Raw genomic sequence first — 13005 nt, 5'->3', positions numbered from 1 at the left:
TTGGCCGGGTCGGTGGAGGTGCGGTAGGAGAAGGCGGTGCCGCCCCACTGGTAGGCCAGGACCCAGATGTTCTTGGGCGCGAAGTAGAACAGGGTCGGGGCGACGGTGGAGAAGTTCATCTTGGTCTGGGTGGCCGAGGCCATGTCCGACCAGTTGGTGAACGGGGCGAAGTTCATCGAGCCCCAGCTGCTGCCGGTGTCGTGGGTGGTGGCGTAGACCAGGTGCTTGCCGTTGTAGACGACGTTGGTGAAGTCCTTGAGCGACACCCAGCCCGACTTCGGGTTCGCCAGCGGGCCCGTCGAGGTCCAGCGGTAGCTCGTGGGGAGGTTGCACGTACCGGGCGACGTCGGAGTGGACGTCGGCGTGACCGTCGGTGACGGGCCGGTGGAGGGGCTGGTGGAAGGACTGGGCGAAGAGGTCACGCCGCCGGTGCAGGTCACGCCGTTGAGGGCGAAGCTCGTCGGCGCCGGGTTGCTGCCGGTGGAGGCGCCGTTGAACCCGAAGTTCGTGCTGCCCCCGGTGGGGAGGCTGCCGTTGTAGTCCACGTTGGACACGGTGACCTGGGAGCCGGACTGGGTGTGGGAGCCGCTCCACAGCTGGGTGATGGTCTGCCCGGCGGAGAACGACCAAGTCAGCTTCCAGCCGTTGATCGGGTCACCGAGGTTGGTGATGTTCACGCTCGCGCCGAAGCCGCCCGGCCACTGGTTGGTCACCGTGTAGTCCACGCGGCATCCGGCTGCGGCGTTGGCCGCCGGTGCGTTCACCGCGCCGACCGTACCGGCCACGCCGACCACGGTGGTGACCCCGGCGGCGAGCCAGAGCCGGAAACGAGGGATTTTCATGCGCACTCCTGGGGTGTTTTCCGCGATGAGAAGCCGTCAACGCTCATATGAAAATCCCGGCGCCCTCACGAGCCGGTCTCAGTCGCGCCCGGGTGAACCGCCATGGGCGCGGCGGGAGGAGATCCCCGTGCCCCTGTCACCAGCACCGGTGTTTCCCGGAATGCTCAGCCGCGGTCGACCGGAAAGGCCGTCGCGAGCGTTCCGAATGCAGAGAGCCGCATTCCGGCCGATATTCCCGTGAATGTTCGGCGGAAGTGGCGGTACGGAATCCCGCCCGTGGCGTCGCCGTACCCGGCCGCGAATGACGACCTCGACCCGGTGTTTGAGGACGACCATTGATGTTAGCGTTAACATTATCTCGCCGACTGACTCTCTTCTCTCGGTGGTGTTCTCTGGGTGGTGGTGAGGCGGAGCAAACCCGACACCGCCGGGCCGCGTCAAGTCCCGCCCCGGGCTCCTCGCCTCTCCACGTGGGGTTCACCGTCCCTTTCCTGGGAGTGGTCGCAACGCTCCGGGCGGGCCACCCTGAAAGTTTCACCTCCCGGGGCACGGTCCCGATCGGGCGGCCGGGCCTGCGAACGATGCCGCACACCAAACGGGAGATACCGTCTCGGGGCACGGTCCCGATCGGGCGGGCGGGCCCGGTGACGACCAGGACGTGCCGGCCGCGCCTGGTGGCCGGAGTTGCCGACTCGGGAGGTGACGGCTTCGATGAACCCCGTGTCCCGCCCGTCCTCCGCGCCCGTATTCCGGCACCGGCCGCTCCGCCGGATGCTCGCCGCCGTCCTCATGCTCATGTGCCTCGGTCCGCTCACGCTGACGGGCTGCACCCGATCGGAGGGGCCGCCGGCGCTGCCGCCCGCCGGGGTCTACGAGCACGCCGCGGCGGATGAGAGCTCGCGGGCCGAACCGGTCCCGGCCGGCGGCGCGTCAGGGGCTCTCACCCGGCCACTGCGGGAGGCCGGTTGGTTCTGTGCGCAGGTCCGGGCCAATGCGGACGGCCGTGCCCTGTGGTGCCGGATCGGCCGCCGCGACGAGGCGGACACGGTCCAGCAGCAGGTGGCGCAGTTCCTGCTCGACCGTGACGACCGGCTCGCCTGGGCGTGGTTCCCGCCCGCCCCCGCCGGCCGCGAGGACGACCAGGTCGCCGCGGCCGCCGCGCCGGCGCTGACCGCGGTCTGGCCCGGCGCCGGTGACCGTGTGCGGCAGGAGATCGACGACTTCGACCTCGAGACCCGTATGACGCGGCCGAGTGACGGCATCTCCCGGACGCGGTGGCGGGACGCGCACGCGGACTACGGCTACGACGGGCACAGCGGACTGGTCGTCACCGCCCGGGACGCCTCCGTACGGCGCTGGCCGTTCGGCTCCGAGCACTACGCGACCACGATGAGCTCCGCTGTCGATGATCTTCTGGCCGGTGGTTACGACTGCTTCTATCCACCCCAGCAGAGCTGCAACCGCCTCCGGTCGAACGGCTACTTCCATGTCACCCTCCGCGGTGACCAGATCATCACGGCCCGGTTCGGCATCGGCAGCCTGATCGAGTCGGGGCGGCAACGGCACCCGATCGCCGAGGAGTTCCCGCACGGCCTCACCTTCCTCACCGAGGCGGTCCGCCGTCCCGTCACGGAGCGCATCGAACGGTCCCGGCGATCCGGCACAGGCTTCACCGGCATCGTGGCCGGAACGGTCGTGATCATCGATGCGAGCCGGGGCGCCGTCGAGGGAGACGACCTGGTGGCGTACTTCGACATCCAGATCGGCGCACCGCTGGCCGCGACCTGATCACACGGGCCGGAGCGGTGCCTCGGGCAGCTTCGCGACTCCTCATGGGCGGTCGATCCGGCGGGCGGGTGAGGGCCGTGGAGACGATCGATGCCCGGATAGGGGATATGTTTCCGGCCCGGTCTCACGTGCCCGGAGCGGGTGACGGGAACCGAACCCGCGCCGACGGCCTGGAAAGCGCGTGAATCACGCCTCATAAGGCGTTGAGCTGGGTGTCCGGCCGGGCGCGGACAGCCGTGGCGGCCCCCGTCACGCTGTCCGGCGGCATACGGCGACCGTTCGGTAGGGGCCCCTATCAGCCACCCCCAGAAAATAGGTTTATTCCATGTTCATTCTAGATTCATTCATTGTTTATGTGCGAAACATGTAGCGAGCGCGGCGGTGATGACTCGCCGTTCGGTAATACCTCTCGCTACTGGAGGCGATCCCCATGTCAGCACCGGTGTCCCGTCGTTCGTTCCTCGGCCGCAGCGCCGCAGGAGGTCTGGGAATCGCTCTCGCAGGAAGCATCGAGGCCATCGCGGAGACCGGCACCGCCCGGGCCGCCACCCGCACCCTCCAGGGGTACGGCCCGCTGGTCCCCGATCCGGCCGGGCTGTTCAGCCTGCCTTCCGGGTTCTCGTACAGGATCGTCGCCGAGGCGGGCGTGACGCGGCTGGACAGCGGCGAGCCCACTCCGAGCGACCCCGACGGCATGGCCTGGTTCGCCAGGCGCGACGGCGGGGCGCTGGTGTGCAATCACGAGATCGTCTTCGAAGAGCCCTATGCCGTGCCCACGCTGCCCCGCCTCACCTACGACCCCGGCGCGCGCGGCGGCACCACCACCATCGAACTCACCGCCGGAGGCGAGCGCGTCAGGGAGTACGTCAGCCTCGCCGGCACGCTCAACAACTGCGCGGGCGGCCGCACCCCGTGGAACTCCTGGCTGAGCTGCGAGGAGGCGGAGTACCTGGCGACCGGGCCGCTTCAGAAGGACCACGGCTACGTCTTCGAGGTGCACGCCCTCGACCAGGAGGCCAACCTGGACCCCGTTCCGCTGAAGTTCCTCGGCCGCTACGCGCACGAGGCCGTCGCGGTGGACCCGCTCACCTACGCCATCTACCTCACCGAGGACGCCGACAGCCCCAACGGCCTGTACTACCGCTGGCTCCCCCCGCAGCGCTTCCGCGGCGGCAAGGGAGCCCTGCGCGCGCTGGCCCTGTCCCCGGGGGGCGACACCGCGGGGCAGCTGCAGGTGATGAGCTGCTACGAGGGCCGCAGGCACGTCAACGACCTGTCGGAGGCCACCCGGCCGGGCACCACCTACCAGGTGCGCTGGGTGGACGTGCCCGACCGCGACGCCCGCACCACCTCGATCCGCCGTCAGCTGACCAACGGCCAGGTGACCCGCGCCCACAAGCTGGAGGGCGCCTACTGGGGCGAGGGCGGCGCGTACTTCGTCTCCAGCTTCGCCCGCGCCTCCGACGGCAGCGCCCGCGAGCACGACGGCCAGGTGTGGTTCTACGACCCCCGCACCGGCACGGCCACCCTCAAGACCATCTTCGGCGTCAACCCCGACCCCGCGACCGGCTACGACGGGCCCGACAACATCACGCTGTCACCGCACGGCGGGCTGATCCTGGCGGAGGACGGCGAGGGCTACAACCATCTGGTGGGGGTGACCCGGGACGGCGTCCCCTACCTGCTGGCCCGCCACGAGGCCAGCGAGAGCGAGCTCTCCGGCCCCACCTTCAACGGCGACGGCTCGATCCTGTTCGCCAACATCTACTCGCCCGGCCACGTCCTGGCCATCACCGGCCCGTGGAAGCGCACCTGAGCACTCACCGGTATGTTCGGCCGGCCGTGAGTGACCGCGGCCGGTCCCCCGTCACCCTGTCCGCCGGCACGCTGACGGAACGGCGCTCAGGCTCGTGATCTCAGCCGTCGCCACGCGCTCTGGACGGTGTCGCCGGCGAGGTCGTCCCGGGCACGCCTGCCCTGTCCCGTGCGGGCGGTGGGTCAGACGGCGCCGGTCTTCACCGCGGCGACCGCCAGCGTGGTGTAGGCCATCGTGAAACGGCCCCCGATCGCGTCGACGGCGGTCCCGACGGCTGCCAGCACCTCGGCCAGTCTGTCCGCCGGAAGCCGGGTGAGGCCACCGGTCGTGGGCAGCAGGTCCAGCCATTCATCGCGGGTGTAGGGCTGCTCCCAGTCGAACCGCCACTGCTCCGGGTCGCCGAACCCGCTGTCCGTCTCCCGGATTCCGTCGGAGAACGTGGCCATCATCGTCTGGTAGACGTCAGCTGCCTGCCTCGGCGGCCGGCCGTTGAACGGCGAGTCGGGCACCACTCGCCGGTAGGCCGTGGCGAAGGCCTCCGCGACGGCGGGGGGAGGGGCGAAGGCGTGCGCGAACACCGCCAGCAGGCCACCGGGCCGCAGCACCCGGGCCGCCTTGACCGCGCCCGCGACCGGGTCCACCCAGTGCCAGGACTGGCCCGCGATGACCGCGTCGAACGATCGGCCGGCCGGATCCCATGCCTCGAACGTCGCCACCTCGACCTCGATCCCGCTGCGCCGCGCGAACTCGGCCATCCGCGCGTCCGGATCGACGCCCAGCACCGTGCAGCCGGCCGCCTGGAACTGTCTGGCCTCGATGCCGGTGCCGCAGCCGACGTCGAGGACGTCGGGACCGGGGGCGACGGCGATGATCCGCTCCACCAGGGCGTCGGGATAACGGGGCCGGGCCCGGTCGTAGCGTTCGGTGTCCACCCCGAACGACTCCGCCATCCGCCGGGCCTTGTGAGGTTCGTTCCCGGAAGGGGGTGATTGTTCCTGCGGTTTAGTGGGCATGCGCCCACCATAGTGGGCGTGTGCCCACCTGACAATCGGGTAGCCTTTCGCGGGGAGCGTAAGGAGGGATGTGCGGTGCCGACCGGGGTGCACATCCGCGACGCGCGCCGGCAGCTGTTCGACGCCGCCGAGCGCGTCCTGCTCCAGGACGGGCCGAACGCGCTGACCAGCCGCGCGGTCACCATCGAGGCGGGCGTCGCCAAGGGCGTCCTGCACCGGCACTTCCCCGACTTCGACGCCTTCCTCACCGAACTCGTGCAGGACCGCATCGCCCGGATCGATGGTCAGGCCGCTGCCCTCCGCGAATCCGCCGGAACCGGCACCGTCGCCGGTAACCTCACCGGCGCGCTGATAGACCTGTTCGACCCCGTCGCGGTGGCGATCGTCAGCCTCGTCATCTTCCGGGACGAACTGCGCGTACGGCTGCGCCGAGCCAGGCCGGCCCATGGCATCCCGGTCCTGGCGGAAGCCACGGCCATGCTCGCTTCCTATCTCAACGACGAGTGCGAGATGGGCCGTATCGCAGCCGACGCCGACGTCGACGCGCTCGCGCTCTCACTGATCGGGGCCGGGCATCTGCTCTTCGCCGGCAGAGAGGACGCCCCGCCGGAGATCGGAGCCGTCGACACGGTCGTGACCACGGTCATCGCCGACGTCATGCAACGACGACTGCTGTAGACCGCCCAGCGGCGAACCGCTCACCGCAGGGCCATGGGAAGCAGGTCGCGCCCTGACGAATCATGACCAGTACGGTGCGGCTGCCGCCACAGACCGTCTATGACGTTCTCGACGCTTTGGAGCGCGCGGAGCTCGTCGAAGCGGTTACGGCCCTGCGTAGCTGAGCGAGAGCCGCAGCACCGGATGCCACAGCCATCAAGTGCAATCGACGCCCCGCATGCACACCACTGATCGCTCCCCTGACAGGAACGCGAAGCGTCTGCGCCTCCGTCGTCCTGATGCCCGGTGGACCGGGGAAGCCATGGACCGTCGATCGCCCCCGACTCTCACAAGGATCACATGAAGGTGGCACCGGTCCAGGATGCTTCGGTTTCCCCGGTCACGTACGGCCCTGGCTCGGGTAGCGTGATCACTACGGAGCCGGGGTTCCCTGGGAGACAAAAGAGGTCGAGCATGCGAGATGAGCAGGCTCCCTTGTGGCGAGTGGGTCTTCGTGGTCTCGGGCAAGGCGCCGCCGGAGGTTTTCTGGCAAGCCTCCTCCTGCTGTGGCTCTGTAACAGCGATCTCTGGCCCCTGAGTACGGTCTTCGATTGGCAGAGCGTCATCGGTTATACGGTGATCGCGGGCTGGATCAGAGGCTTGAGCGTGGTCCTCACTGAGCACAAACGCCGGAAGGCGGCCACCAAGGAGGCCGGCCAAGTGGCGTCCGGCTCGACGGAGCGTGCCGCAACCGACGAAGCCTCATAGGCATCCCGATACTGCGCCGAGCGCATCGGGGCGACGGCATGACCCCTGCTGCCGGCCGTCTACGGCACGGTCCAGGACGCCTCGGGTACGGCACCGGCAATGGTGGAGGCTCTGCTCCCCGCCGATCGGCACGAGCTGGAAGACGCCTATCCGATCAGCTTGAATTCCGCTCTTCCATCGTCCGCCTCGTCCAGCCCCGAAGGGGCAACAGTTCGGGGAGAGCGGGGCAGGCGGGCCGACGCGCCGAGCGCGAGCAGCAGCAACCCCGCCGCGACCCATGCGGCCCAGTCCCCCAGGGCGGTGTAGAGGGTGGCCGTGCCCTCCTGAGGCAGGGTGGCCGTGACCGTGGTCATGCCCGTCATGCCGGTGCGGCGCTCGGTCACGATCCGGCCGCGGTCGTCGCTGACCGTGAGCAGTCCCCCGCGTGCGGCGCGGGCCACCGCCAGGCCGTTCTCCACGCCGCGCACCACCGCCATGCGGCTGTGCAGCCACGCGTCCTCGTCGAAGTCCCAGGACGGCGCGAGCAGGGCGGCGACGCCGGCCTTGCCGTACTCCCTGACCAGGCCGGGGAAGTCCAGGTCCTTACAGATGATGAGGCCGAGCCGGTCGCCGTCGAGGAAGGCCAGGCCGGTGCCGGGCCGGAACCCGAGCTCCACTCCGGGGATCATGTGGTGCTTGTCGTAGCGCACGCCGGAGGGGTAGCTCACCGCGCTGTTGGTCGCCATGGCGATCCCCGCGATCACCTCCGCGCCTGGTCTGGCGAACGGCAGGTCGGCGGTCTTGAAGACCTTCTCGGGCAGCACCACGATCTCCGCGCCGCGGGCCACCGCGGCGTCCACGGCCTCGCCGTACCGGCGGACGAGATCCTGGGAGTCGTCCGTCGCGATCAGCGCGACCTTCCGTCCTCCGGTGTCGGCAGGCGTCGCGAGCCGCACGAAACCGTGGGTGAGCGTGAACGCGACCAGTACACCCGAGACCACCGCGGCGCGTGGCCGCAGGACCGCGATGGAGGCGGGCACGAACAGCAGGAGGAAGGTGATGCCCCAGACCCCGGTGACCGAGGCGGTCTGCAGGACGGGCAGGCAGTCGGCCTGCGTGTACGCCAGGTTCCACCAGGCGCCGTGCGGTGCGGCGAGGTTCATGACGTATTCGGTGGTGACCCAGACGGCCGGTACGGCCGAAGCCGCCAGGAGCGGCCTGCCGCGCACGATCAGCGTGCGGAAGAGCAGCACGCCCAGGCCGTAACAGATCGCGGGGACGGCGATGAAGGCGGCGGCCAGTACGGGTGGCATCTCAAGGGGTCCGGTGAAGTACGGCCACATCTGCGCCTGGCTGATGAGCCAGACCAGCGTCCCGGCGGCGAAGGCCGTACCTCTGCCCGCCCGGCGAGCCAGGAACAGGACGGGGAGCGGCGCGAGCCAGGTGACCCACCAGACGGGATGGAGACCGGTGCCGAAGTGCGTCAGGACGGCGGAGGCGAGGGTGAGGAGGATGCGTTGCATGCCGACGATCGTGCTTTTCCCCACCCCGCGGGCGCGTCATCCGCGGGTGTGATCTCCGTTGTCACTCCTGCCGGCGACCACCAGCCCGGACTCGTAGGCGAGCACCACGGCCTGGACCCGGCCCCGCAGGTCCAGTTTGGTGAGCATGCGGCTGACGTGTGTCTTGACCGTGTGCTCGGTGACCACGAGCGCGGCGGCGATCTCCGCGTTCGACAGACCGTGCGCGACCAGCCTCAGCGTCTCGCGCTCGCGTTCGGTCAGTGCGTCCAGCCTTGCCGCCAGCCGGGGGACGACGCCGTGGGCGGGTCTGCGCACCAGGTCCTCGAGCAGCCTCCTGGTCGCCGCCGGGGCCAGCAGGGCCTCACCCGAGGCGACGGTACGGACGGCGTGAGCCAGCTCGTCACGCCGGATGTCCTTCAGCAGGAAACCGCTCGCTCCCGCCCGGACCGCGTCGTAGACGTACTCGTCGAGATCGAACATGGTCAGCACGAGCACCTTGGCGGCGGTGGTGGCACAGATCTCCCCGGTCGCCTCGATGCCGTTCTTACCCGGCATGCGCACGTCCATCAGGACCACGTCCGGCCGGAGCCGCCTGGCCGCGGCGATCGCCTCCTCACCGTCGGCGGCCTCACCGACCACCTCCATGTCCGGCTGCGCCCCCAGGATCAGCCCGAACGCCGCACGGAAGAGGTCCTGGTCGTCGGCGATGAGCACCCGCAACATGCGGCCTATTCAAGCGGAAATTCGGCTCTCACCGTGAACCCCCCGGCCCGCCCCGGCCCGGCCCTGAGCGTCCCGCCGCATGCCGCCGCCCGTTCCCGCATCCCGGTCAGCCCGTACCCGCCGCGCTCGCCCGGCCCCCGCCCGTCGTCGGTGATCTCCACCGTCAGGCGCTCCCCCCAGGTCAGAGCGACGTGTACGGCACGCGTACCGGAGTGCTTGCGCACATTGGTGAGCGCCTCCTGAACGATCCGGTAGACGGCGGCCTCGACGCTCTCGGGGACCGGGCGCGGGGGACCGGCGATCGTGCTCACCACATCCAGACCGCTGCGGCCGAGCAGCGCGGGGAGGTTGGCCAGACGTGGCTGGAACAGCAACTCGCTCAGGCGCTCGTCGGCATGGCCGCCCACCGGTCCGCTGCCTCCGCCGGGGGTCCGCAGCGTGGTGAGCACCTCCCGGAGTTCGGCCAGCGCACCTCTTCCCCTGTCGGCGATCGCATCGAAAACCGCTTCGGCCCTGTCCGGGTCGTTGCGTGCCACCACCGGCCCGGCTTCGGCCTGGACCACCATAAGCCCGACGGAGTGGGTGATGATGTCATGCATGTCGCGCGCGATCCGAGTGCGTTCCTCGGCCGCCGCTGCGATGTGCTCCTGCTCCTGCCGCCGCGCCCGCTCGGTGAGCTCGGTGGCTCGCGAGCGGCTCGCCCTGACACTGGTGCCCAGTGCGTAGGCGGCCACGAAGGCGGTCCCCACCAGCCGGAAGGTCTCGTCGTTCTCCCCCGGCAGCACCAACGAGGTCCCCACGGCCACCACGATCCCCGGAATGGCCGCCAACCTCTTCCACGTGGGACTCAGGTCGGCGATCGTGTAGACGGCGAGCAGCGGCCCGAAGGGCAGCAACGGCTTCTCCCACATCACCAGCACCGACATCGCCGCCCCGACCACCACCGCCACCGCCATCGGCGCCCGCCTGCGCCACCCCACCGGCGCCGACGCCAGCAACCCCAGCCCGATGATCCACCACGGCGCGGGGGCGGGCAGGAGAAGCGGCATCACCGTGGCCAGGACCACGCCCGCCGTAAGCGCCCCGTCAACCACCCTGTGAGTCCGGCCCGCTGTGAACATCCGCCCATTATCTGGATCCGTCCGCCCGCCGCCCTCACTCTCAAGAGTGATCATTCCGGCCACGCCACGCAGCGGGACGTGAGCTCATGGGCCGCCTTCCATGTACCCATGGCAGACAGGACGATCAGGCTCCTACCTCAGCTGCTCACAGACCGGCCGCGACGAGCACGCCCTTGGCGATCATTCCGGAGTCGGAGCGTCCGGCAGGGGCCATGAGGTTGAAGGGGTGATGATTGCGGCTGGACCGGTACGTTTTGCACATGCAGATCATCTACCGTCCACGTTGGTCGCTCGCCTTTTTCTCCGGTGGAGTCGGTGCCATCGTGCTCGCCGTCGTCTATTGGGCCCTGGCCATCGCCCTCGGCCTGCCCGCGAATCTGACGGCAGGGGTCGCCCTGTCCGTGAGTGTGCTGTATCTGCTCTTCATCGTGATGAAGGTGCGGCGCCGGAGCCTGACGGTCACCGAAGAGGGAATGATCTCTCAGAGAGATACCTTCAGGGTCGCGGTGAACTGGGCGGACTTCGTTGGTGTGCAGTCCGAACGCATCGGAGGTCTGTATTCGGTCGACGTGATGACCTTCAGCGTCGGCGCCGTGGAGCCGGTGGATGTGAAGGGCCGTAAGCGGAAGGCGGTTCCCCCGAAGGTGCACACGATCGGTGCCGATCGACGGATTCAGGTAGGCGTATACGCCTCTGATTGGCATACGGGGCCGATCGGCGAACTGGTTGCGCGTCACTCCTCGCAGGGCGAGGCGGTCGGGTAGGAGCCAGGAAAGTCTCGCCCTGATGTGGCGGTGCGCCGCGGGGGTCGGTGTCTGCGTTGGGTACGGCGGGTGTGCGGGGCGGTGGACGGCCCTGGGCGCCGCCGGCCGGGACCGGCGCTCACGCCGCACGCCCGCCCGGTGGACGGAAGCGGGCCGGGTACGGCGCCGCCATTTGATACCCACAAGAACGATTCGGCAAGCTGTACCTACGGGGAGAGTCTGCCCCATATGACGGAGGAGCTGACCTGAATGATCCTCTCAGTGATTCAGGGCGTTGTGTTTTCGGCAGGGTGTCTGAACGCCGTAATGGGCATCTATTCCGTGACGACCAATCGGCTTCCCCCGCTGATTCCAATCCGAAAACGTGATTTTTACAAGCCTCGCCTCTATGGGTGGGGAGTGCTGCTCGTGGGGATCTTCGTCTTTCTCGTGCTGCTGGGCCAGTGGGTGATGGATTGGTCGCCTGATCTGACATTCGCACTGATGATCCCTGCGATCGGATGTGCCGTCGCAGGGCCGTTCCTGGTGCTTTCGTCGAAGTCTTCCTAACGGGTGTCGTAAGACCTTGCGATATCGCCATTCGAGTAGTTCAGGGCGGTGTGCCGTAAGGACTCTGCGGACGGTGACATATCGCTCGTGGAATTCCTTGGTGAGAGCTTCGCGGCGGTGGCGCTGCCGGATGATGCGCTCCAGGTCCCCAGCGCGGTTGACGAGGTCGGTGAGGGAACGGCGGTCGATGAGTGGTTCGACGCGCTTGATCAGGAGGATCAGGAGACGGCGGTGTTCTACGTCGATCTGCTGGCCGAGCGTGGTGTCCTGCTCGACGAGCCATACACCCGGCAACTCCGCGGCAAGCTACGAGAGCTGCGGTTCCACCTGCACCGGGAGGCGGTACGGATCACGTACTGGATCGCTCCGGGAAGGCGGATCGTCATGCTGACGGTGTTCCGCAAGCAGCGGATGCGGGAGTCCGTCGAGATCGAGCGTGCGTGGCGGGCCATGCGGCGGTGTATCGCTGAGGCCCACACCGCAGATGAGGAGTGAGCGGCATGGGGGAACGCAGAGCGTGGGCGGACAAGAAGGCCGAGATCATGAGCCGCCCCGGTGCAGGAGCGGCATACGAGGCGGCCAGGATCCGCTTCGAGCTGGGTGAGGCGGTGCGGCTGCGGCGTGAGCAGCTCGGGCTGACCCAGGCGGAGCTGGCCGAACGCACAGGGCTGAAGCAGCCGGCGGTGGCGCGGTTCGAAGCGGGGGGACGATGCCCACCATCCCGATGCTGGAGCGGCTGGCGGAGGCTCTGGAGATGCGGCTGAGCGTCCGGTTCCAGCCGCTGCGGGAGGCGAGCTGATCTCACCGGATCGGCATTCGACCTCAAAGGTGCTGGAACCATCTCTGAAACAATCAAGGCCCAGGGCGGGAGTCTGTCCTCACCTGGGCCTTTGAGGGTGGAGCGGGTGACGGGAATCGAACCCGCGCTGTCAGCTTGGGAAGTACATCGAGTACGACTGGTAGGGCTGCCGGCCTGGGCTTCGAGCCGGTCGTGAGTGACCGTGGTTGACCCCTCGTCACCCTGGTTAATGGCCCGCTAATGGCCCGGCGGTCACCCTGGCTCTACCTCGCAACATGGGATCCTCGGCACATGTATACGATCATGAACAGCTTTCCCGATCCCCTACCCGAGTTCTCTGCTTGCGGCTGCTCGGACATCTACTACTGCCCGCAGTCCAGAGAGGTCGAATGCCCCCGGCACAGTGGCTTCGATGTCTGCTGCGACGTACTTGATCAGCACATCCTGCTCCATGCATGACCACCAGTTTGGAAGGCTTCGGGCCATCGTCGCTTGACTTGCGGATGTGCAGGCCAGGAGGCATACGACACTATCCGCGAGTCCCCGTAAGTACCCCTCATTGACTGCCTTGTCTGGCACGACCGTGGCACGAGAATTCATTTCTCGCTAGTTCACATGAGAACTGACATGATCCATACCCCGCTATGGCAGGAATGGAAGGGC

Annotated in this window: 14 protein-coding genes; 9 read left to right on the top strand and 5 right to left on the bottom strand. The window is 68.6% G+C overall.

Annotated features, from left to right (window positions below):
* On the bottom strand, nucleotides 1-842 hold an 842-nt coding region (locus ACZ6W9_RS31790), incomplete at its 3' end, for a non-reducing end alpha-L-arabinofuranosidase family hydrolase (RefSeq protein WP_470121038.1).
* Between the two features lie 711 nt (nucleotides 843-1553).
* Here ACZ6W9_RS31790 and ACZ6W9_RS31785 point away from each other — a divergent pair.
* Together ACZ6W9_RS31785 and ACZ6W9_RS31780 are read left to right on the top strand one after the other, a co-directional pair.
* On the top strand, nucleotides 1554-2630 hold the full coding sequence (locus tag ACZ6W9_RS31785; protein WP_389962201.1) for a hypothetical protein: 1077 nt from the start codon (nucleotides 1554-1556) through the stop codon (nucleotides 2628-2630).
* 430 nt (nucleotides 2631-3060) lie between these two features.
* Entirely contained in the window at nucleotides 3061-4446 is a 1386-nt protein-coding gene (locus ACZ6W9_RS31780) for an alkaline phosphatase PhoX (RefSeq protein ID WP_389962198.1), read from the top strand.
* Nucleotides 4447-4628: 182 nt separating this feature from the next.
* On the opposite strand, the gene ACZ6W9_RS31775 is transcribed toward ACZ6W9_RS31780, so the two are convergent.
* Nucleotides 4629-5459, bottom strand: a complete 831-nt coding sequence (locus ACZ6W9_RS31775; protein WP_470121036.1) for a class I SAM-dependent methyltransferase — start codon at nucleotides 5457-5459, stop codon at nucleotides 4629-4631.
* 75 nt (nucleotides 5460-5534) lie between these two features.
* Between ACZ6W9_RS31775 and ACZ6W9_RS31770 the strand changes: the two genes are divergently transcribed.
* The 3 genes from ACZ6W9_RS31770 (at nucleotide 5535) to ACZ6W9_RS31760 (ending at nucleotide 6884) form a co-directional block, all read left to right on the top strand.
* The gene (locus tag ACZ6W9_RS31770; RefSeq protein WP_470121034.1) at nucleotides 5535-6137 is read left to right on the top strand and encodes a TetR/AcrR family transcriptional regulator; all 603 of its coding nucleotides are present in this window, start codon (nucleotides 5535-5537) and stop codon (nucleotides 6135-6137) included.
* Nucleotides 6138-6199: 62 nt separating this feature from the next.
* Nucleotides 6200-6301, top strand: a complete 102-nt coding sequence (locus ACZ6W9_RS31765; protein WP_470121032.1) for a VapC50 family PIN domain-containing toxin — start codon at nucleotides 6200-6202, stop codon at nucleotides 6299-6301.
* 289 nt (nucleotides 6302-6590) lie between these two features.
* Nucleotides 6591-6884, top strand: a complete 294-nt coding sequence (locus tag ACZ6W9_RS31760; protein WP_389962189.1) for a hypothetical protein — start codon at nucleotides 6591-6593, stop codon at nucleotides 6882-6884.
* Nucleotides 6885-7030: 146 nt separating this feature from the next.
* On the opposite strand, the gene ACZ6W9_RS31755 is transcribed toward ACZ6W9_RS31760, so the two are convergent.
* The 3 genes from ACZ6W9_RS31755 to ACZ6W9_RS31745 are packed head-to-tail and all read right to left on the bottom strand — an operon-like array spanning nucleotide 7031 to nucleotide 10203.
* Nucleotides 7031-8386: a hypothetical protein gene (locus ACZ6W9_RS31755; protein ID WP_470121031.1), complete on the bottom strand. Its 1356-nt coding sequence runs from the start codon at nucleotides 8384-8386 to the stop codon at nucleotides 7031-7033.
* A gap of 36 nt (nucleotides 8387-8422) precedes the next feature.
* Nucleotides 8423-9109, bottom strand: a complete 687-nt coding sequence (locus ACZ6W9_RS31750) for a response regulator (protein WP_470121029.1) — start codon at nucleotides 9107-9109, stop codon at nucleotides 8423-8425.
* Nucleotides 9110-9114: 5 nt separating this feature from the next.
* The gene (locus ACZ6W9_RS31745; RefSeq protein WP_470121028.1) at nucleotides 9115-10203 is read right to left on the bottom strand and encodes a sensor histidine kinase; all 1089 of its coding nucleotides are present in this window, start codon (nucleotides 10201-10203) and stop codon (nucleotides 9115-9117) included.
* Nucleotides 10204-10490: 287 nt separating this feature from the next.
* Between ACZ6W9_RS31745 and ACZ6W9_RS31740 the strand changes: the two genes are divergently transcribed.
* From ACZ6W9_RS31740 to ACZ6W9_RS31725, 4 genes are all read left to right on the top strand, one after another.
* On the top strand, nucleotides 10491-10994 hold the full coding sequence (locus ACZ6W9_RS31740) for a hypothetical protein (RefSeq protein ID WP_470121026.1): 504 nt from the start codon (nucleotides 10491-10493) through the stop codon (nucleotides 10992-10994).
* A 249-nt stretch (nucleotides 10995-11243) separates the two neighbouring features.
* A complete protein-coding gene (locus ACZ6W9_RS31735) occupies nucleotides 11244-11543 on the top strand; it encodes a hypothetical protein (protein WP_470121024.1) in 300 nt (99 codons plus the stop codon).
* An 87-nt stretch (nucleotides 11544-11630) separates the two neighbouring features.
* On the top strand, nucleotides 11631-12038 hold the full coding sequence (locus ACZ6W9_RS31730) for a type II toxin-antitoxin system RelE/ParE family toxin (protein ID WP_470121022.1): 408 nt from the start codon (nucleotides 11631-11633) through the stop codon (nucleotides 12036-12038).
* Between the two features lie 5 nt (nucleotides 12039-12043).
* Nucleotides 12044-12307, top strand: coding sequence for a helix-turn-helix domain-containing protein (locus ACZ6W9_RS31725; RefSeq protein ID WP_470121021.1), 264 nt, complete (start codon nucleotides 12044-12046; stop codon nucleotides 12305-12307).
* Nucleotides 12308-13005 lie beyond the last annotated feature (698 nt).

The organism is Streptosporangium sp. NPDC053982 (genome assembly GCF_055585205.1).
This window is presented reverse-complemented; position numbering and strand designations above follow the sequence as displayed.

Coding starts and splice junctions, on each gene's coding strand:
- ACZ6W9_RS31740 (WP_470121026.1), top strand. CDS start 10,491: ATGCAGATCATCTACCGTCCACGTTGGTCGCTCGCCTTTTTCTCCGGT.
- ACZ6W9_RS31750 (WP_470121029.1), bottom strand. CDS start 9,109: ATGTTGCGGGTGCTCATCGCCGACGACCAGGACCTCTTCCGTGCGGCG.
- ACZ6W9_RS31785 (WP_389962201.1), top strand. CDS start 1,554: ATGAACCCCGTGTCCCGCCCGTCCTCCGCGCCCGTATTCCGGCACCGG.
- ACZ6W9_RS31725 (WP_470121021.1), top strand. CDS start 12,044: ATGGGGGAACGCAGAGCGTGGGCGGACAAGAAGGCCGAGATCATGAGC.
- ACZ6W9_RS31760 (WP_389962189.1), top strand. CDS start 6,591: ATGCGAGATGAGCAGGCTCCCTTGTGGCGAGTGGGTCTTCGTGGTCTC.
- ACZ6W9_RS31775 (WP_470121036.1), bottom strand. CDS start 5,459: ATGCCCACTAAACCGCAGGAACAATCACCCCCTTCCGGGAACGAACCT.
- ACZ6W9_RS31755 (WP_470121031.1), bottom strand. CDS start 8,386: ATGCAACGCATCCTCCTCACCCTCGCCTCCGCCGTCCTGACGCACTTC.
- ACZ6W9_RS31735 (WP_470121024.1), top strand. CDS start 11,244: ATGATCCTCTCAGTGATTCAGGGCGTTGTGTTTTCGGCAGGGTGTCTG.
- ACZ6W9_RS31780 (WP_389962198.1), top strand. CDS start 3,061: ATGTCAGCACCGGTGTCCCGTCGTTCGTTCCTCGGCCGCAGCGCCGCA.
- ACZ6W9_RS31765 (WP_470121032.1), top strand. CDS start 6,200: ATGACCAGTACGGTGCGGCTGCCGCCACAGACCGTCTATGACGTTCTC.